22 protein-coding genes and 1 riboswitch are annotated in these 19,088 nt (G+C 39.3%); of the genes, 9 read left to right on the top strand and 13 right to left on the bottom strand.

Features of this window, described 5'->3' with window-relative positions:
- The first annotated feature begins 23 nt into the window (after nucleotides 1-23).
- Both PQ474_RS14150 and PQ474_RS14145 read left to right on the top strand, forming a co-directional pair.
- Nucleotides 24-677, top strand: a complete 654-nt coding sequence (locus PQ474_RS14150; RefSeq protein ID WP_273844462.1) for a deoxynucleoside kinase — start codon at nucleotides 24-26, stop codon at nucleotides 675-677.
- Nucleotides 661-1,323 (top strand): deoxynucleoside kinase, encoded by a 663-nt coding sequence (locus PQ474_RS14145; RefSeq protein ID WP_273844460.1) that lies wholly within the window; start codon nucleotides 661-663, stop codon nucleotides 1,321-1,323. Before PQ474_RS14150 ends, PQ474_RS14145 begins: the two co-directional genes overlap by 17 nt.
- Before the next feature lie 153 nt (nucleotides 1,324-1,476).
- On the opposite strand, the gene PQ474_RS14140 is transcribed toward PQ474_RS14145, so the two are convergent.
- The 3 genes from PQ474_RS14140 to PQ474_RS14130 form a co-directional block, all read right to left on the bottom strand.
- Entirely contained in the window at nucleotides 1,477-1,725 is a 249-nt protein-coding gene (locus tag PQ474_RS14140; RefSeq protein ID WP_273844458.1) for a substrate-binding domain-containing protein, read from the bottom strand.
- Between the two features lie 224 nt (nucleotides 1,726-1,949).
- A complete protein-coding gene (locus tag PQ474_RS14135) occupies nucleotides 1,950-2,096 on the bottom strand; it encodes a hypothetical protein (protein WP_273844455.1) in 147 nt (48 codons plus the stop codon).
- Between the two features lie 42 nt (nucleotides 2,097-2,138).
- Nucleotides 2,139-2,780, bottom strand: coding sequence for a restriction endonuclease (locus PQ474_RS14130; RefSeq protein WP_273844452.1), 642 nt, complete (start codon nucleotides 2,778-2,780; stop codon nucleotides 2,139-2,141).
- Between the two features lie 129 nt (nucleotides 2,781-2,909).
- Between PQ474_RS14130 and PQ474_RS14125 the strand changes: the two genes are divergently transcribed.
- Together PQ474_RS14125 and PQ474_RS14120 are read left to right on the top strand one after the other, a co-directional pair.
- Nucleotides 2,910-3,638: an SDR family NAD(P)-dependent oxidoreductase gene (locus PQ474_RS14125; RefSeq protein ID WP_273844448.1), complete on the top strand. Its 729-nt coding sequence runs from the start codon at nucleotides 2,910-2,912 to the stop codon at nucleotides 3,636-3,638.
- Nucleotides 3,635-4,657, top strand: a complete 1,023-nt coding sequence (locus PQ474_RS14120) for an S-adenosylmethionine:tRNA ribosyltransferase-isomerase (protein ID WP_273844442.1) — start codon at nucleotides 3,635-3,637, stop codon at nucleotides 4,655-4,657. Before PQ474_RS14125 ends, PQ474_RS14120 begins: the two co-directional genes overlap by 4 nt.
- A 950-nt stretch (nucleotides 4,658-5,607) precedes the next feature.
- Here PQ474_RS14120 and PQ474_RS14115 read toward each other — a convergent pair.
- On the bottom strand, nucleotides 5,608-6,252 hold the full coding sequence (locus PQ474_RS14115) for a response regulator (RefSeq protein ID WP_273844439.1): 645 nt from the start codon (nucleotides 6,250-6,252) through the stop codon (nucleotides 5,608-5,610).
- 23 nt (nucleotides 6,253-6,275) lie between these two features.
- A complete protein-coding gene (locus tag PQ474_RS14110; RefSeq protein ID WP_273844436.1) occupies nucleotides 6,276-7,712 on the bottom strand; it encodes a GAF domain-containing sensor histidine kinase in 1,437 nt (478 codons plus the stop codon).
- Between the two features lie 131 nt (nucleotides 7,713-7,843).
- Here PQ474_RS14110 and PQ474_RS14105 point away from each other — a divergent pair, with 131 nt between their 5' ends.
- Together PQ474_RS14105 and PQ474_RS14100 are read left to right on the top strand one after the other, a co-directional pair.
- Entirely contained in the window at nucleotides 7,844-8,467 is a 624-nt protein-coding gene (locus tag PQ474_RS14105) for a restriction endonuclease (RefSeq protein ID WP_273844431.1), read from the top strand.
- 195 nt (nucleotides 8,468-8,662) lie between these two features.
- Nucleotides 8,663-9,388, top strand: a complete 726-nt coding sequence (locus PQ474_RS14100; RefSeq protein WP_273844428.1) for a TspO/MBR family protein — start codon at nucleotides 8,663-8,665, stop codon at nucleotides 9,386-9,388.
- A 76-nt stretch (nucleotides 9,389-9,464) separates the two neighbouring features.
- On the opposite strand, the gene PQ474_RS14095 is transcribed toward PQ474_RS14100, so the two are convergent.
- The 6 genes from PQ474_RS14095 to PQ474_RS14070 form a co-directional block, all read right to left on the bottom strand.
- Nucleotides 9,465-9,692, bottom strand: coding sequence for a hypothetical protein (locus tag PQ474_RS14095; RefSeq protein WP_273844425.1), 228 nt, complete (start codon nucleotides 9,690-9,692; stop codon nucleotides 9,465-9,467).
- A 212-nt stretch (nucleotides 9,693-9,904) separates the two neighbouring features.
- Nucleotides 9,905-10,465, bottom strand: coding sequence for a maltose acetyltransferase domain-containing protein (locus tag PQ474_RS14090; protein ID WP_273844423.1), 561 nt, complete (start codon nucleotides 10,463-10,465; stop codon nucleotides 9,905-9,907).
- Nucleotides 10,466-10,527: 62 nt separating this feature from the next.
- Entirely contained in the window at nucleotides 10,528-11,394 is an 867-nt protein-coding gene (locus tag PQ474_RS14085; protein ID WP_273844421.1) for a hypothetical protein, read from the bottom strand.
- 109 nt (nucleotides 11,395-11,503) lie between these two features.
- Nucleotides 11,504-11,773: a hypothetical protein gene (locus PQ474_RS14080; protein WP_273844419.1), complete on the bottom strand. Its 270-nt coding sequence runs from the start codon at nucleotides 11,771-11,773 to the stop codon at nucleotides 11,504-11,506.
- On the bottom strand, nucleotides 11,763-12,170 hold the full coding sequence (locus tag PQ474_RS14075; RefSeq protein ID WP_273844416.1) for a hypothetical protein: 408 nt from the start codon (nucleotides 12,168-12,170) through the stop codon (nucleotides 11,763-11,765). The genes PQ474_RS14080 and PQ474_RS14075 overlap by 11 nt, the downstream gene beginning before the upstream one ends.
- A 163-nt stretch (nucleotides 12,171-12,333) precedes the next feature.
- Nucleotides 12,334-13,167, bottom strand: coding sequence for a tyrosine-type recombinase/integrase (locus PQ474_RS14070; protein ID WP_273844414.1), 834 nt, complete (start codon nucleotides 13,165-13,167; stop codon nucleotides 12,334-12,336).
- Between the two features lie 180 nt (nucleotides 13,168-13,347).
- Here PQ474_RS14070 and PQ474_RS14065 point away from each other — a divergent pair, with 180 nt between their 5' ends.
- The 3 genes from PQ474_RS14065 (at nucleotide 13,348) to PQ474_RS14055 (ending at nucleotide 16,593) form a co-directional block, all read left to right on the top strand.
- Complete coding sequence (locus PQ474_RS14065; RefSeq protein ID WP_273844412.1) at nucleotides 13,348-14,394, top strand: lactonase family protein; 1,047 nt, start codon at nucleotides 13,348-13,350, stop codon at nucleotides 14,392-14,394.
- Between the two features lie 265 nt (nucleotides 14,395-14,659).
- Nucleotides 14,660-14,759: riboswitch (purine riboswitch) on the top strand.
- Nucleotides 14,760-14,826: 67 nt separating this feature from the next.
- Nucleotides 14,827-16,116, top strand: a complete 1,290-nt coding sequence (locus PQ474_RS14060; protein ID WP_273844409.1) for an NCS2 family permease — start codon at nucleotides 14,827-14,829, stop codon at nucleotides 16,114-16,116.
- Nucleotides 16,117-16,215: 99 nt separating this feature from the next.
- Nucleotides 16,216-16,593 (top strand): hypothetical protein, encoded by a 378-nt coding sequence (locus PQ474_RS14055; RefSeq protein ID WP_273844406.1) that lies wholly within the window; start codon nucleotides 16,216-16,218, stop codon nucleotides 16,591-16,593.
- A gap of 56 nt (nucleotides 16,594-16,649) precedes the next feature.
- Here PQ474_RS14055 and PQ474_RS14050 read toward each other — a convergent pair whose 3' ends face one another.
- Both PQ474_RS14050 and PQ474_RS14045 read right to left on the bottom strand, forming a co-directional pair.
- Nucleotides 16,650-17,864 carry an MFS transporter gene (locus PQ474_RS14050; protein WP_273844403.1) on the bottom strand — a complete coding sequence of 405 codons (1,215 nt, stop codon included), beginning with the start codon at nucleotides 17,862-17,864 and terminating at the stop codon, nucleotides 16,650-16,652.
- Nucleotides 17,865-17,922: 58 nt separating this feature from the next.
- A complete protein-coding gene (locus tag PQ474_RS14045; protein ID WP_273844401.1) occupies nucleotides 17,923-18,987 on the bottom strand; it encodes a tartrate dehydrogenase in 1,065 nt (354 codons plus the stop codon).
- Nucleotides 18,988-19,088: the final 101 nt, after the last annotated feature.

The following is a 19,088-nucleotide window of genomic DNA, read 5'->3' as shown; positions in this document are numbered from 1 at the left end:
TGTCTAAAAGGAGGCTCAGCCATATGAACGATATTCCCTTTATTGCGGTAGAAGGGCCGATTGGAGTCGGAAAGACTTCACTAGCGAAAGCCATTTCTGCTCATTATCAATACCATCTTTTAAAAGAGATCGTTGATGAAAACCCATTCCTAACAAAGTTTTATGAAAATATTGAGGAATGGAGTTTTCAAACAGAGATGTTCTTTCTATGTAATCGCTATAAGCAATTAGAAGATATTAAACAAAAGTTTCTAAATAAAAACATCCCAGCTGTAGCCGATTACCATATTTATAAAAATATCATTTTCGCAGAACGTACCCTTACAACTGATCAATATGCCAAATATAAAAACATCTATGATATTCTAACAGCCGATATGCCAAAGCCAAACTTAATCATCTACTTGCATGCCAGTCTCCCTACTCTTCTTAGTCGCATTGAATTAAGAGGCAGAGAAATGGAACAGAAAATGGACCCCCGTTATCTCAAACAACTATCTGCGGATTATGAGACGGCGATGTCTAACTGGGCTACCCTATATCCTAATACGCCTATTATTCGGATTAACGGTGATGAATTTGATTTTGTAAGAAATCCAGACGATTTAAAAACCATCCTTTCTATGTTAGATCATGAATGGCCAAAAGGAGCGACATGTTTTGAACCTACGCGCTAATTACAACATCCCAGAAAATGCTATTATTACCATTGCCGGTACGGTTGGAGTCGGGAAGTCAACGATGACTAGAGCTCTCGCAAACGCACTTGGCTTTCACACATCATTTGAAAATGTCGATCACAACCCTTATTTGAACAAGTTCTATGCGGACTTTGAACGTTGGAGCTTCCATTTGCAAATTTATTTTCTAGCAGAACGCTTTAAAGAACAAAAGAACATGTTTGAGACTGGTGGTGGATTCGTTCAAGATCGCTCCATCTACGAGGATACGGGGATATTTGCCAAAATGCATGCTGATAAAGGAACGATGACAAAGGTCGATTATGAAACCTACACGAGCCTTTTTGATGCGATGGTTATGACACCTTACTTCCCACACCCTGATGTATTGATTTACCTTGAGGGAAGTCTTGATCACATCATTGGACGAATTCAGGAGCGTGGGCGTGAAATGGAGCAAAACACTCCAACTGCTTATTGGGAAGAAATGCACGGCCGTTATGAGGAGTGGATTTCTCAATTTTCATCCTGTCCTGTCCTTCGTTTGAATATTCAGGATTATGACTTGATCAAAGATGAACAAGCAGTAGAATCGATTATTGCTAAAATAAGTAATACGATCCATTCGAAAACCTTAATCTAGATTCATTCAACTACTCAATCTTATCAAAGGCTTGCTAGTAAATAAGCAGATCAAGCCTTTGTTTCATTTTGATAATGAAATATACGAAAATTACCATGTTAGAAGACAAAAAATATCCGCCCTTAAAGCAAGGCGGATTAGTTAAACTAACATTTAATTAAAAATATCTTTCTCTGATAAGAAACCATCTTTTATCACGGTTTCTTTTATATTGCTCTTTGTAACTGAAATAGGTTCAAGGAGAAAAGACGGAATTTCCGCTTTCCCGTTGTCAACGGTTTGATTGGTTTCTACCGTCTCTTTTGTGGCGACTTGCATAACTACTGCTGCTGCTCTTTTGGCAATTAGATCAATTGATTTATAAACAGTCATCGTCTGTGTCCCATCGAAGACTCGCTTCACTCCGTTTAATTCTGCATCTTGACCAGAAACAGCGCTTGAACAATGATATCCCTCCGTTTGTGTAAGATCTAATTATTGAACAAATAAAGGCTTTTGTATGTTAGTTACTAACATTGTCAATAAAAAAATTTGTGCTATCAATCTTATGTGAATATATGTAGGTAACCTTTACCTACATATAAATTTGCAGCTTTTTTCGTTCATGATAAAAAACAACCGAACCTTTAGGCGGCTCGGTCATCGTCATCTTCATCTTTTTGGTTCTTTTCTACAAAATAATAAACGCGCGGTAAATGCTGAAAGCGAAGGTACTCTTGCAATAATGATCCTCCTACAAATGCGACCATTTGCCAATCAATTGCCTTTAGCATAGCACACCCCCATATCGAAGCATATGTTCCGATAGAGATGTCCTATTCCGCCCTACTCTGCTTCGGATTAGACGGCCTTTTATAAAAATATTCACCGGCCTGTACAAGTCCTCTTTTTGATTCAATCACTTCAATACTATCTTCGGCTTTGAAATCAACCCATTCAAACAATTCTTCAATGAGTTCTTGCGCCTCGTCAAACCGATTCCGTTTAAACAGCTTAATGATTTGACTGAGCTGTTCTCGGTCAATAATCTTTACCTTTGTAGCAGCGGCTAATTTCCGACACGGCTCAGAGGCCTGCTCAGCAGAGGTGATGATCAGCGCTTTTTCTGCTAGATAATAGGCTTGAGCGGTATAAATTTCTTGAACCGCATCAAGACCAAGCTTTTCTGAAAGTCGTTTCGCTTGTACAACGGTTAACTGACCCGTTCCGTCGCGAAAAAGCAAATCAGCACCAAAATCTCGGCTTTTTTTTGTTAAATACGTCTCATAGCCCAATGCTTTGATCAACACATACAAGTACTCTTCAAACTCATGACCTGTCATTTGATCGATGTCCGAAAGGGTAATTTTCGCGACATCAAATCTTCTTTTTCTTTTAAATTTTAGAACAATCGCTACTACAATTAATCCAGTCATGATGCTAAGTAGCATGATTCCTATAAAAAAATAATCAAACAAACGCTCTCACCTACCTTTCGTTATTTCATCTACTCCAAAAGTTGTAGATATGTTCATCCTAGCTCTCGATGTCCGATTTATCTTCTGACCGTAAAATGAAGGTATCAAGTGAACAAAGGAGCTGTCACAATGAAACATTCAAACGTTATGATGATTACGGGTGCATCTCGAGGTCTTGGCAAAACCCTAGCCCTTTATTTTGCAAAGCAAGGTACAAACCTAGCCATATGCTCTAGGAACGCACTGGAGATCCAGGCGGTTCAAAGAGAAGCCGAACAATTAGGTGCAGAAGTCGTTGCAGTCACAGCTGATGTCTCTAATCAAGCTGATGTAGAACGGTTTGTATCCATTACGGAACATCATTTTGGACAGATCGATATTTTAATTAACAACGCTTCGATTTTCGGACCTGGTCCTCTTTATTTAAGCGATTATCCAGAATACGAATTTAAAAAGGTTCTAGATGTCAATCTTCTTAATCCCTTCCTTGTTACAAAACGAGTCTTACCAGGAATGTTAGCAAGAGGTACTGGGAGTATTATAAACCTAACATCCGAAGTTGGCCAAACAGGTTATGCCGAATGGGGAGCTTATGCTGTCTCAAAGTTTGCTGTTGAAGGCATGACGCAGGTGTGGGCAGATGAACTAGATTCAACCGGCGTACGGATCAATTTAGTCGACCCAGGTGAGATGGATACGGTTATGCACCAAATTGCTGTTCCTGATTGTGATTATGAGCTGGCTCAGCCAAAAGACGTAATTGATGTATTTAGTTATTTAGCTTCAGATGCTGCAAAAGAAATAAACGGACAACGTTTTCAAGCTCAAGCGTTCTCAAAGAAGGAGGAAGCAAGATGAATCATTTAGCTTACCCTTTTCAAATTCCTTCAACCTTACATGCAGACACACCTGCTGAATATTATCTTAATAAAAGAGAGGCTGTGAGGTTACTTGTTCAAGACCGATTGAGCGGTGAATGCTTTCACCAGTCATTTGTGAACTTAGATCGGTACCTTCAAAAAGGAGATGTGCTCATTTTAAATAACAGTCGAACGATACCAGCTGTCCTCTATACAGTTAACCAAGTTGAAGTTCGGCTTGCAAGAAAAGTCACATCCAATACATGGGAAGCCCTCATTATTGGTACCCAACCTAATATCGGTGACACCCTTTCTTTTCCGAATCATGTGAAGGGACTTGTCATGAGGAAGAATCTAGAAACCCCTTTGGTGAGTATTCAATTTTCCGTTAGTGGGGACGACTTCTATGAGTTCCTCTATCAATTTGGTTCTCCTATCAGGTATGAGTATATTAAAAAGGAATGGCCGATTGATGCGTATCAGACCGTGTTTAGCTCCGTACCAGGTTCTATTGAAATGCCGTCTGCCGGACGCGCTCTTTCCTGGAAGATGCTCGCTAAATTACAGAAGGAGGGGATTGAAATCGGGTTTATCCAGCTTCACACTGGTTTGAGTTATTACGGGGATAATCGTTGGCCAGAGCCATCCAAGCATCCTGAGCGTTTTTCTGTTTCTAGTGAGGTTGTAAATCTTATTGAAGCAGCCAAAGCGAGAGGATCGAAAGTCATTGCAGTGGGAACGACGGTTGTTCGTGCTCTTGAAAGTGCGGTAGATGCCAATGCTGTGCTTCACCCAGTTACTGGGGAGACGACACTTCATATTAAGGAAGATTCTCTCTTACATGTCGTTGATGGTTTATTGACAGGCTTTCACGAGACTGAAGCGAGTCATCTTGACATGCTCTCTGCTTTTATCCATTCAAGCCATTTGCTCAGCACTTATCAGGAAGCGATTCATCAAGGGTATTTATGGCATGAATTCGGTGATATGAATTTATTGCTGCGTCTGGATCAGTAAATTAAAATTCCATCATATTGGCTTTTATGTCGAGAGCTTATCTGAAGCAAAGCAGCTATTTGAGGAACAACTAGGCTGGGAGTTTGATCGAGCTTTTACCTCTATGAATGAAGAAATGGTATTCTTGAAAAAAAGAGAGACGAGAGTTGAACTGGATCAGCGACGAGGAGACATCCGTTCCATACTTTCATATCGCCTATGAGGTCGCGAATTTACAACCATACTTACTTCCCTCTTGTAGAAGGTCCTTATGAGATAGATACTTGGAAAATCGCTTTCTTTCAATTCAATGGCCTACTGATTGAATTAATAGAAAAACGTTAAGAAGAGCGCTCGTTTCTACAAGCGCTCTTCTTCCAATTTAAGTTTAATTATAAATCGTTCCACTTGAAGGAGTAGAATACCAGTTCCAGAAATCTACACAGCATCTTCTTGCTTATTAAGTTGATTCTGGTCATGTAATAAAACATCTTGCCCCTTTAGCTCTTCATCTAGTAAACTTTTACAATTAACACATGTTTCAAGGTGCTCTTCCATTTCAACTTCCTCTTGTGTTTTGAACAATCACCCTATATAAGCATTCCATTTTAAACTTCACCCATAGTCAACGAATGTATGATAAGAAACCTTAAATAACCAAGGCTTTATCTTCCTCTCCCTGATAGCTTTCTAAATAAAGGTAGGCCCGGGTAGAATGTCTCTTGAACAACATCCTCGCTCAATTGTTCATGTTTACAAAGGGAATGAACGATATAAATCCTCCATATAAAGCAGGTAAATTTGTTCTAAATCTAAATTCTTTCTCATCGAAACCTCCTTCCCTACATCCACGGTTTCACATCGAAAAAGTTACATAAATTTCAAAAAAAAAAAACGGCTTAGCCGTCTCTAATCAGCAAAATCATTTTTGTTGATTCATTTCTAAATGTATAGTTAAATGGGTTCGACCTTTATTTCTTCTTCAGCTGATGTTTTAACGCAAAAACAGCGGCTTGAGTTCGATCTGCAAGCTCAAGCTTTGCAAGTAAGTTCGACATATGTGTCTTTACTGTTTTTTCAGAAATGTGAAGGTTTTCGCCAATTTCCTTGTTGCTATAGCCCTTGGTCACCTCGATCAGAACATCACGTTCTCTTTCTGTAAGACGGTTCAGACGATTCTGTTCATTGGTATATGTTTTTGATATCCGAGTTAATAGGTGCTTCGTCACTTTCTCATGTAATCTATTTTCTCCATGATAAACGGCTTGAATGGTTTCAACTAATTGCTCTGGTTCAATATCCTTCAGCTGATACCCAAGCGCACCAGCTTCTAGAGCTGGAATCACATGATCTTGGTCGGTAAAACTCGTAAGGATAAGAATAACAGCCGTTTCATCCATTTCTATTATCTTCTTTGTGCATTCAATTCCATCCATGACAGGCATATCTAAATCCATAAGTACGAGATCAGGTCGCGCTTGTTTATACTTTTTAAGGGCTTCTTCTCCATTACTTGCTTCAGCGATCACTTCAATGTCTTCCACTGTCGCTAAAAAATAAACAAGACCTTTTCTTACGACATGATGGTCATCTACAATTAAAATACGAATCGGCAATCTTCCTACCTCCATTTCTCTTTTTAGTTATTTGGAATGATCACCTTTACGCTTGTTCCTTTGTTTCTATTACTCTTCCAATCAAACGTCCCTTTTTGCCCTTCAACTCTTGCCTTCATTCCACTAATACCTGTTGATCTTGGGTGGATCTGCTCATTTAGTGTCGCTCCACAGCCCAGGTCTTTTATCTCCATCTTCACATGTTCTTTCGTTGCTTCAATCGAGATCATCGCCTCTTGCACACCGCTATGCTTCTTCACATTATTTAACGCTTCCTGCGCGACTCTCCACAAGCATTCCTCACTCGATTTAGATAACGTTAGCAACCCTGTTATTTTTACTTGAACGTCTACTTCAAGTAAATGTCCATAGTGCTTTAAAGCATGTAACATGCCTTCCTCTAGGTCAACTGATCGTAGCTGATAAATTAACTGCTTTAGCCCTTTTAATGCTTCTTGGGATAAATCCTGAATAAAAGCAAGTGCCTCGCTCGTTTTTGCTTCTGACGTTTGCCTTTGTGCTCCTTTTGCTGTTAAGGAAATAGAAAACAGCATTTGATTCACGGAATCATGTAAATCTCTGGCCAAGCGATTTCGTTCATCAACGCGCGCCATTTCCTTTTTTTGATCAGCTAAACGTTCTTTTTCAGCTTGTATGCAAATGTGGTGAATGAGCTGTTCAGCCAAGTCCTGGTCTTGTTCATCACTATTCTCATCGTACATTTTTACTTGTACATGCGTTTCACCAAAGACTGTTTCTGTGCTCCAGTTTTCTTTTCCCTTTGTGTCACCCATGGCTATTTCACTATCGTTTACAGAAAGAGTGAACCGTTCCCAAGCAAAAAGATCAACTATTTTCGTGGCAGTCATTTCAAGGTTATTTTCTTGTTTTTGTAGAAACGAAATGAAGGTACCAACATATTCAAGTAGCCTCGCTCGTTTCTGTTCAATCTCTAATAACTCCACTCGCTTAACCGTTGCCCCGATTTGGTAAGCCACCATCTCAAGCAAATCAAGTTCTGCCTCCGTAAAGTGTAATTTGTTGGGAGAGGCCACATTCATTAAACCAAAGGATTCTGTTCCTGCAAAGATCGGAACCGTTGCGTGGTGGCTAATTTCTCGGGTTTCTCCCCACTTCTCTTTTTTGACGCGTTCTAACCTTTGACATTCCATTATATTCACGGCTTTTTGTAAACTACCTTTGTAGTATTTATCCTTACACCAACATCCACCTTCACATAGAGGTTTGTTTTGATCAAAGCTCAGTCCAGCTGGTAACCCAAATGAGGCTGCTAATGAATGGTGGCCAGCTTGATCAACAAGAAAGATCCAGCCACTCTCTAGCTTGGTAACTTCTAGAACACTTTCGAGAACATATTGAAGCATTTCCTCAAGCTTCATTCCTTTGTTCAGTGTTTTCGAAATGAGTCTTAACGTTTCTAAGACGGAATCCGTCGCCATAGGCCCTCTCCCTTTTTCTTAATCGTTATCTGTATCGTACCTTAGAAAGGTTCTATCGAAAAGTCATAATTACATATATATTCCAACTATGGACATACTAAAGACAAAATACTGTAAAGGGGTTCATTCTGATGGCAAAAACGCGTTCTACACCTAAGGGAAGATTCATTCCGATCTACCTTTTCTTAATCACATACTTACTTGTTCAATTATATCATTACGATTTCACTATATTTGGTTTTACCTTAGCTACCTTGTTAACCTTCACTGGGATTTGGTATTGGTTTAAAGAATACAAGCTAACCTCCCGTTACTTGTCAGCGGAGTTTCTAAATATTGATGAGATACCGGACAAAGATTTTCAGAAACTACTCGTTCCTATTTTTCAACGACAAGGTTATTCTGTTAATAAAATGAAAGAGAATTACAGATCAAAGGCCGACTTGGTTCTCCGCAAAAAAGGGGTAAAAGCTATTGTGTTTGCCAAACGGCAAACGAGCAATATTGGTTCTAACTTAATTAAAGATGCATTGGCCAGTAAACCGACCTACCAAGCATCTAAAGTCATTGTTGTGACTAATCGTCATTTTACAAAAGCAGCTAAACAAGTTGCGCGAGCAAATAAAGTCGTCTTGATTGATAGGGATTCATTGGACGCTATGCTTGATGCTTACCTTGAACATAAAAGAACCCACCGTTTCATTCAACGTGTTCGAACATTGTTTATGAATGAGGAAATGAAAAGCGGTTCTTAAATAGGCTGATTTTTAAGAGGTCGTCAATTTGTTTTGACGGCCTTTTCTTCGTTTTTTCGACAGTTAGGGCTTCTTGCAGGTACTCTTAGATCTCTGATTACTCTCTCACCACTCATCTTCCTTTGCTTAACAAGTTATCATTTCTGCTTGTACCGAATACGATTAAGAAAAGATGTTTAGGAGGGAAGAACATACATGCTTCGTTTTTCTTTTAATTTATTTGCCATCATTTTCGTCATAAGTATGAATTATTTAGCAAATGCTTTGCCTTTTAATCAGCAAACAACTTCTGAGATTTCGAGTCGATTGGTTGTTTTATTTACGCCTGCTGGTTACGTATTTGGGATTTGGTCTTTCATTTACATCCTTTTACTCATTTGGGTCATTCGACAACTTTTCAAACGACATTCACCGGTTTATAAAGCCGCGACTCCCCTATTTACTTTAAGTTGTTTTCTTAATAGTTTCTGGTTACTTGTATGGCATTATGAATATTTCATCTTATCCGTTGTAATCATGATCTCGTTACTGATTACGTTAAGCATATTGTATATACGCATCAAATCTCTAGCTATTCATTTCTTTGATCTGTTTCCATTTTCCGTTTATCTTGGTTGGATTAGCGTGGCAACGATCGCTAATATCAGCTATGTTTTAGTTAAAATCGGTTGGGATGGCTTCGGAATCTCTCAAGTGACTTGGACCATTTTTATGCTTATTGTGGCATCCGCATTAGCTATTTTCTTCCGCTTACAAAAAGGGGATGTCGCCTATCCACTAGTTCTCATTTGGGCTTTTATCGGTATAGGAGTAAACAACCTTTCCACTTACCCATTTGTCTCCTTTGTCGCTTTCTTTCTTGCAACCATCGTATTTGTTTATGGCATCTTTGGTAAGCGAAAACAGATAACCGTTTTGTGAATGGTTATCTGACCGAAAAAAACAGGAAAGCAGTCTACATATAGGGCTGCTTTCCTGTTTACATTAACGCTTTTAGTTAAATTCTCTTTTTAACCTCTCCTCTAATCGATTCAATAAGGGAATCTGATAAATTGGCAGGGAAAGATGTCCCTCTCTCAAAAACCCACGTATTGATGATTTCAAGATCAGCTTTATCAAAAGTAATACTATACTCTTTATCATTGTAACTAAATTCAGCTGTTACTGATTCTTCTCCAGCAAAATGGTCATCAATGATCATATCTTTGATTTGATATGGTTCCACTACACCATCTCCTTTTTGTTTTATAGAATGAACCTTTAGTCTGATGAATATTCTTGAACACTCAAATGGTTTTAGCTTTATCTAATTTCCTCATCCTTTAAGTTGGACGCTAAACTTAATGAGGCGATTGTATAACGTTACAACAAAAGGGAATTATGTTCATGCAATTAATACTACATTCATTCAAATTCCAAGCTCTTTCACTCAACAGCCTAGACCTCGATTTGTTTCATAACTCTCGCAGGATTTCCCCCCACTACTACATTGTCTCCTATATCTTTCGTTACTACTGCACCAGAAGCGATCACGACATTATTCCCTATTTTCACTCCCGGGTTTATAACCGCTCTCCCACCAATCCAAACATTGTGACCGATCGATACTGGTATACCGTATTCGGCACCTGAAATGCGCTCAGTGGGATTTAGTGGGTGTGTAGCGGTATAGATATGTACACCTGGTGCTATAAAGCAGTTATCGCCAATGTTAATCTCACAAACATCTAAAAATACACAATCGAAATTAGCATAGAAGTTCTCACCCACATGTATGTTGTACCCATAATCACAGCGAAACGTTGGTTCTATGTAAATATGGTTTCCAGTAGAACCGAACAATTCGATTAGTAGTTGTTTTCTTTTGTCTTCCTCTGTTTCAAGGGTTTGATTGTACAATCTTGTTACTTTCCTTGCATGTAATCTTTCTTGAACTAATTCAGGATCAGCCGCCTGATACAGTTCTCCATTCAACATTTTTTCTTTTTCCGTTTTCACTTTCCGTCTCCTCCGTACTAATATTCGGTCTTAACATATTCCCTCTATGTTCTATCCTTTATCTAATCAATGACCTTCATCCATGAATATAAATGATGCACGGAAATTCCTTGATAGCCATCTTCATTTTTATAAGAGGAGTGAGTTTTTTTTATAAAGCGGTTTAAATCTGCTTCTTCTTTTTCAGCAAAGGTAATAGACCACTCCTCGCCGTCTAAACTCTCTGTTTCTAAGGTCAAGACGATCTCCATATCCTTAAATTGATATTCTTTAAAATAAGGAGCGACGATGGCATGTAGTCCATTTTCTCCTTCTAGTTCTGTTCGGTACGACATGATGACAAGCGTATTTATGTATGGACTCATCCAATCAAGTAAAGCTTGATCATCGATTTTTATCTCGTTAAACCAAAAAGGAATCGCCATTTCAAACGGAATTCCTAACTTCGCTGCAAAAGTGGATCCACCCCGTATGACTTCCTGGTAGCCGCGAATAAGAAATTCTTGATCAGTCTCCCATTCCGCAAGTAGATAGGGCTCAATATCTAGCAACAACCCTGAAAATCTAGCTGACTCCTTCACCCCAGTCTGGTAGTCTTTGAGCCACTCTAATAAAAATTCCAATTCATCAGTGCTATAGACCCAGTCCTTTGCCCCATCAATGGCAAATACCGCAATCTCTTTGGAGCTCGCCTCGAGAATCATTGCTTCATACTGTTCCATTGGTAGATTGCGATCGATCTGAACATAAAGCTTCGTGACCCCTTTTTCTTCGAGAAAAGAAAAATAAGCTTGCTGATTGCTTTGAAAATCTCTTGTATCCCAAACCCAAGTCGATTGAATTTGAGGATTTTTATTTAAATAAGAAGCCACAACCACTCCCCCAAAAACGATCACACTAGCGAGTAAAAAAAATGATATCCGTTTCAAATTGATTCTCCTTCTATTTGTTTCATTATACTGGTAAACGGAATGTTTTTCTAATAGGGCAAGAAGAGCACATGGGATTACATCCCCATGTGCTCTTAAGTCAAGCTTCCTACCTGATCTTCGGCCCCGCTTCTTCAATATAAAACGCCTCAATATCTTCTATTTTTACATGAACGGTTCCATTTTGGATTTCACTTATTGAGTTGGCCTCAATATTTATTAATAAAAAATCATGCATAACTGTCACAATCGATCCAATTATGACAAAGGGATAGGCCTGAATGAGTAGAAAGACTTTTTGTCCTGTACTTCTTGATAATGTATCGATTATCACTTTTTGGCGAACGCTTCCGCTTGATAAGTTCGGTTTACTTTTCATTTTCCTGGTCCTCCGTAACGAAATTGGAAATCCGCTCAATGGGAAAATGGAGAGGTGTTTGAAATCGATAGTGGTTCCGCTCCGATAATATCAACGCTACAGGATCTAACGTAATATACCCATTCGTCACATGAACGACCTTGCCACTAAAAAGAGGTCGAACTTGCTGATTTAAAAAAGTGATTTCGTTTGCTCTAAGCGTTATCTTTATTTCTTTTCCGAAAACATGTTGAAACATGATATTCATAGCGTGAATCATTTCTCCCGCTCTTACTTTATATTGTTGGAACATATTTTTTCCATGTCCTATTTGGGAAACATTAGACCAAAACAAATCTTGCATATTCCTTTCACTTACATTCGGTTTATAAATGAGCTGATTTTCGTTATTCTTCATCCTTCCACCCCACTCCACTTAAAAACATATTCGTGATTAGTTTATGGTGGAACGGCCTAAAAGGTTATCTATTTAGGCGCTTTCACTAGAGAGAAGTCTTTCCTTAAACAAAACATAGCCCTAGTTCTGAACTTCAGAATTAGGACTATGCTAGAATAGTTTGTTAACTTACGTTATCGGTTGTCGCGTCTAGATACTGCTTTGTTACATTTACATCAGAATGACCTGAAAGCTGGGCTACCATCGATAAATCTACCCCTTTACGAACTAAGTCATGGCAAAACGTATGACGTAGTTTATGCGGGTGTATATTATATTCTTGTTTGAGCATGTGCTGAACGGTTCTTGTGGCGATGCGTTTTTGATAGTTAGATACGAATAGCGCATCATGATCATCGGTTCGTGACGTCAGATAATCATCAAGTTTAATCACAAGTTCTTTTGACAGCGGAATCATCCGCTCATTTCCACTTTCAGACCTTACCATTACCTGTCCTGTTTGGCTTTTAGCATTTAATTTAATATCTTTTTTATTTAACTGACATAGCTCAGAGACACGAACGCCTGTGTATAATAGCGTATAAACAATGGCTACATTCCGTTTACTTGTGTCTTTTTTTGCGCGACTTAACAACTCTTGCAGTTCTGCTTCCTTTAAATAATCTGGAGCGACGTAATCAATTCTTTTATTTGTTCGTTCAACCGTATCCGTCAACTCTGGTAATGCAATGGACCTGGCAAATGTGTTTATTGTATTGAATATTTTGTTAATAGTTGATACACTTCGTTTCTCAGCTTCTAAGAAATAAATGTATTCTTGAATATCATCCTTAGTAAGATGTGTAATCATTTTCTCGCGAGACTCTAACCAACAACAAAATGAATGGATCACTCCACAGTAGGTCTTGATTGTATTCTCGGATCGTCCTTTTTCAGAGAGATAGACAGCAAAAGAATCAATCACGTCTTTTGTGGTTCCAGCGCATTTTTCATCCAAAATGATTCCCCCCCCTAACTACTCAAACTATAAACTCTGTCAAGCACAAAGTCAAGTTCTGCGCAATAATTTTTATGGTAATTTCACCCTTTTACACCATTCACTTGATTTTTCAGGTTATGCTTGTCATTTCCTCCTATGATATAGTTAACAAGTAATAACTTAATTAGGAGGAAAAAAATGAGTACTCAATTAACAGCCTATATTGGCACTTACACGAATGGTGAAAGCAAAGGCATTTATCGCATGACGATGAATGGTTCAACTGGAGCGATTGATCAGCCAGAGCTTGCTGCTGAGTTAGATAACCCTACATATTTAACAGTAAGCACGGACAATAAGTATCTTTTTTCAGTCAAAAAAGAAGGCAACGAAGGTGGTGTCGCGGCTTATGCCATTCATGAATCTGATCAATTACAATCTTTAAATGCTCAATTAGCAGCTGGGAGCCCTCCTTGCCATGTGAGCTTAGACTCTACGAACAGATTTATTTTTACAGCTAACTATCATCTTGGCACAGCCGTTTCCTATCAAGTGACCGACCAAGGTGAAGTTTCTCCAGTTATCTCAACCATTACTCACGAGGGTAAGGGTCCTCATGAACGTCAAGAAAAACCTCATGCGCATTATGCTGGTTTAACGCCTGATGAAAAGTATCTTTGTGTAGTTGATTTAGGAACAGACAAGATGGGGATCTATCAAAACGAAGTTGGACAACTTTCGCCACATAGTGAATTTACATTTAAACCTGGAACAGGTCCAAGACATATTCAGTTCCATCCAAACGGTAAATTCGCTTATGCAAACGGAGAATTAAGCTCTGAAGTCATTGCTCTAGCGTACGACTCCGAAACAGGCTCATTTAAAGAAATCCAATATATCAACTCCCTTCCTTCTAGTTTTGAAGGAGAAAGTATCGGTGGTGCTTTAAAAATCTCTCCCGATGGAAATTTTGTTTATGCGTCCAACCGTGGTGATGACAGCATAGCTGTCTTTAGCATTGATGACCAAACGGGCGAACTTTCTTTAGTAGATCACACATCTACCGGTGGTGAATTTCCAAGAGATTTTACAATTGATCCAACTGGCGCCTATTTACTTGCTGCCAATCAAAACACAAGCAACATTGTCCAATTTTCAATTGATCATACGACTGGAAAGCTTACAAATACAGGCGTTGAAATTGATGTACCAAATCCAGTATGTGTTGTTTTTCTAAATGCTTAATCGTTAATGAGGTCTGTTCTAAGGAAACTTGGAACAGATCTTTTTCTCTTTGATAAAACAACTAAAGACTTTTCAACTCCCATATTTACGACGTTTTACAAGAGAATTGATTCAACTATTTCTATTATCCAAACCTCGAATTTATTCTCATTCTAGAAAAAACAACCATATGCCTGTTGGCTCTCCCTCCCCCTCTCAAATACGAATAATTTTATATTGACAACCTAATATCGTATGCTTTATCATTCATAATGTTGGATTTTTAACAAAGTTCTATAAAAACGTTCGTATATCCTCAATGATATGGTTTGGGGGTTTCTAGAAGGAACCGTAAAGTCCTAACTACGAATGGGTACAAATTTTTTTTGTGTACCCATTTGTAGTTAGGACTTTTTTTCATGCAAAAATAAATAACTGTGATGGAGGCTTACAATGGAAAGATTTTTTCAATTTAAGGAACACGGGACAAATGCAAAAACAGAAATCATGGCTGGAATTACTACATTCTTAACAATGGTTTACATCGTGATCGTCAACCCAGCGATTCTTTCTTCGGCAGGAGTGCCGTTTGATCAAGTATTCATGGCCACCATTATTGCAGCTGTTATCGGAACATTATATATGGCTATTTTCGCGAAATATCCGATTGCTATTGCCCCAGGCATGGGAATGAATGCTTACTTTGCAAGTGTTGTCGCGACACATGGAGTTTCTTATCAAATTGTGTTAGGAACTGTTTTTCTAGCAGGTCTTTTATTCATTCTTTTAACCTTTACGCCGTTTAGAGAAATGCTTATCAGATCCATTCCAAATTCTCTTAAATTCGGTATTACTTCCGGGATCGGCTTATTTATTGCTTTTATTGGCCTACGCATGGCTGGGATCGTCGTACCAAACCCTGAGACACTCGTGACGTTTGGTGATCTTCATAATCCGATTACGTTGCTCACGATTTTTGGTCTTTTCCTTACGTTAATTTTAATGGTGCGAAACGTAAAAGGTGCCTTATTTTTTGGAATGGTCATCACCGCAATCGTCGGTATTTTCGCTGGCCTACTACAATTTGACGGAGTGGTCTCTCCGCCTCCAGCTCCCGTTTTCTTTGATATGGATATTGCGGGTGTGTTCACGTTCGGATTATACACCGTGGTGATTTCCTTCTTGCTCGTTACGATTTTTGACACGACAGGAACGATGATCGGTGTCGCCGAGCAAGCCGGCTTTTTAAAAGATGGAAAATTCCCACGTGCGAAGCCAGCCTTAATGGCTGACGCATTAGCGACTACAGTCGGTTCCACGCTAGGTACGAGTCCTTCAAGTGCCTATATTGAATCTTCTTCAGGTGTAGCTGCAGGCGGACGAACGGGTCTGACTTCCATTGTCGTAGCTGCGTTATTTTTAGTATCGATGTTCTTTTCTCCGTTCATCTCTGCCATTTCATCGTTACCAGCCATTACAGCACCAGTTTTAATTATCGTCGGTTGCTTTATGATGGAGGGTCTCGCGCGAATTGAATGGAAGAAGTTTGATGAGGCATTCCCAGCTTTCGCTATCTTAATCACTATGCCACTGACCTCAAGCATAGCAACCGGTATTGCCATTGGTTTTATCACCTATCCCTTAATGAAGCTGGTTAACGGGAAAGGCAAAAGCGTACACCCTATTCTCTATATATTCGCAGTGATTTTCATCTTTCAAATGATCTTTTTTCCTGCTCACTAACACAAACACAAAAAGCGTCACAACTGTTGGCGCTTTTTGTAAAACTTTTTAGAAAAAACGGGGAAAGATAATGAATGAATTCAAATAGGTGGTGTGAATATGCGTAAAAAAGTAGTAGATCTCAAGAATGAAAAATTAGACGCTAAAATAAAAGAGGAATTAGAGAGATTAACTTTCACGAAAAACCTCCGCTCAGCAACAGCAGAGGAATGGTATGTTTTTCTTCAACATTTTCATGACCCTCAAACGAAAGGAGCGGCCGGCAAAGTGATCATTCAATACGATCTGCAAGGCAACAGAGATGTATTCATTCATACAACGATTATTTATGACGATCCAAAGCTTTTTGAAGAATCTCATCATCAATTGGTCTATTCCATTTCAGATGAGTTGGTTAATCGTCTCGTTGGGTATGCTAACACCTTACTTTCCGTTCATGCCGGTGCAAACTCCTACCAAGCAGAGTATATTCGGTGAGGGGTAACTAAACGCTGACACGATAAATTAGATATCAAAGGTTAAAGGTTTCATCTCTATAAGTTCTCCACTCGATTTAAATCGGCCCAGTTCCTTTGCTGCTCTACATTCCTCATCTGTATCCCTAAAATCGCCGTTATACCCAAAATTATCATACTTCCCAACACAATTCCATTCCGTTGAAAGACCATCCAGAAAGGTTCTAAATAAAGCGGCCCAATGCTTCCACCAATATAATAAAAGATCAAATAAAGCCCTGTTGCACTAGCTTTAGCTGACACGGGTCGGCTACTCACCCAAGCACTCGCTGTTGAATGAGCAAAAAAGAAGCCAAAACAATTGAGAAGCAATCCACCGATAACAGCTGGTATCGTTCCAATTAACGTTAGGAGAAAGCCAACGACCATCACAGCAATCCCTATCTCGATACAGGTCGATTTTGACCATTTCGTGGCTAACTTGCCTGAGAGTGGTGAGCTAATCGTTCCGGCAATATAGGTTAAAAACAAAAGTCCAATTAAACTAGCGGGCAATTGATATGGCGGTCTGCTTAACAGAAAGGTCACATAACTAAAGTGACCAACAAATATCCCAAAATGAAGTCCGCCAATCAAATACGCCAACCTCAATTCTCTATTCCAGAGGTGAGAACGATAGTCTTTAAAGATCCCTTTCCAATTAAATTTTTTGCTAACAAATTGTTTAGAAGGACGAAGTAATACAATAAAAAAAATCAGGCAAATCAAGCTAACGAATCCCATTGCCATAAAAGCAAACCGCCAGCTGATTAAGTCCGTAAGAATGCCGCTAAATGCTCTCCCAAACATTCCACCGATCGTATTGCCACTAATATAAATACCAATTGCAAGAGAAAGTGCACGCTTCGAATACTCCTCACCAATATAGGCAACCGCTAAAGAAGGTAATCCAGCTAAAAATACTCCTTGAAGCACCCTGACAACGATGAATAGCTCAAAGGTTGGAACAAAAGCAGCTATAAACGTTGTAATTGTCGCAAGGGCCATCGTCACAATCATAATGCCACGACGTCCAACACTATCAGAAAAAGGACCGTAGAACACCAAAGATAAGCCTAGTGCTAATATAACTAGGGAAACAGTCATGTTAGCAGCGAGTGTAGAGACAGCGAACTCCTCGGCGAGAATCGGTAAAATGGGTTGTGTAAAATAAACATTTGCAAAAATGAAGAGAGAACCAATACTAAGGGCAATCGTCGTTTGCCAAAATTCCTTAGTCCGTAATTCAATCACTTGGAACCCTTCCTTTCTAAAAGAGAATAAGACCGGTAAAAAAACCGATCCTTCTCCTTTATTTAGAATAAGCCGTTAATTTCGTAATGATATGATCAATCACTTCATTTGTATAGGACGTACCACCGAGATCTCTCGTTTTGATTCCTTCTCCGATCGTTTCTTTAATCGCTTTCATTAAGAGCGAACCCAACTCATCTAAGCCAAGGTGGTCTAGCATCATCTTAGCTGTCCATAACTGACCGATCGGATTGGCAATGCCTCGGCCAATAATATCAGGTGCAGAGCCATGCACCGGCTCAAACATCGAAGGGTATTTGCCGTTAATATTGATATTTGCAGCTGGTGCAATTCCGATACTCCCCATCACAGCTGCTCCTAAATCAGTCAGGATATCTCCGAATAAGTTACTTGCGACAATAACGTCAAACTGATGTGGCTTTGAAACGAAAAAAGCGCAGAGTGCATCAATGTGGTTGCTCTCTGTTTGTATGCTCGGATAGTCTTTACCAACCTCTTGAAACACTTGATCCCAAAACGGCATGCTATGAACAATCCCATTAGACTTCGTCGCACTCGTCACCTGACCACTTCGCCTTTGGGCTAACTCAAACGCATAGCGAATCGTACGTTCAGTCGCCTTCCGCGTAAATACCGCATTTTGTATGGCAATCTCATCGTCACCACTATGAATTCGACCACCTACTTCACTGTATTCGCCTTCACTATTTTCACGAACAACAATAAAGTCAAAATCATTAGGGTTAGCAAGTGGTGAGTTCACACCATTAATGTATTGGGCAGGACGGATGTTAATCACTTGCTCACACTCACGCCGAATTTTAATGAGAAGTCCCCAAAGAGAAACATGATCGGGAACAAGCTTTGGATTACCAACAGCTCCTAAGTAAATCGCATCAGTTTGATGAAGTCTAGCCATCCCATCCTTTGGCATCATCACCCCATGCTCTAAATAATACTCACAGCTCCATGGATGGGTTTCATATTCAAACTTCACCCCTCCATTAATTTCGGCTAGTGTATCGAGCACTTTTAACGTTTCTGGGACGACCTCTTGACCTATTCCATCTCCTGGTATGACAGATAATTTTAGTTTTTGCACGAATGAACTCTCCTTTATCCTAATTCTAAACATGAAAAGAGATAGGCTCTAGTGTGTGCTAATACGCGATTGGCGTATTATTTAATAAACCAAAACCTATC

It is taken from the genome of Halalkalibacter alkalisediminis, assembly GCF_028610705.1.
Lineage (GTDB): Bacteria > Bacillota > Bacilli > Bacillales > Bacillaceae_D > Halalkalibacter > Halalkalibacter alkalisediminis.
Note: the sequence above shows the minus strand (reverse complement) of the source record. Positions and strands in the feature narration are given on the sequence as shown.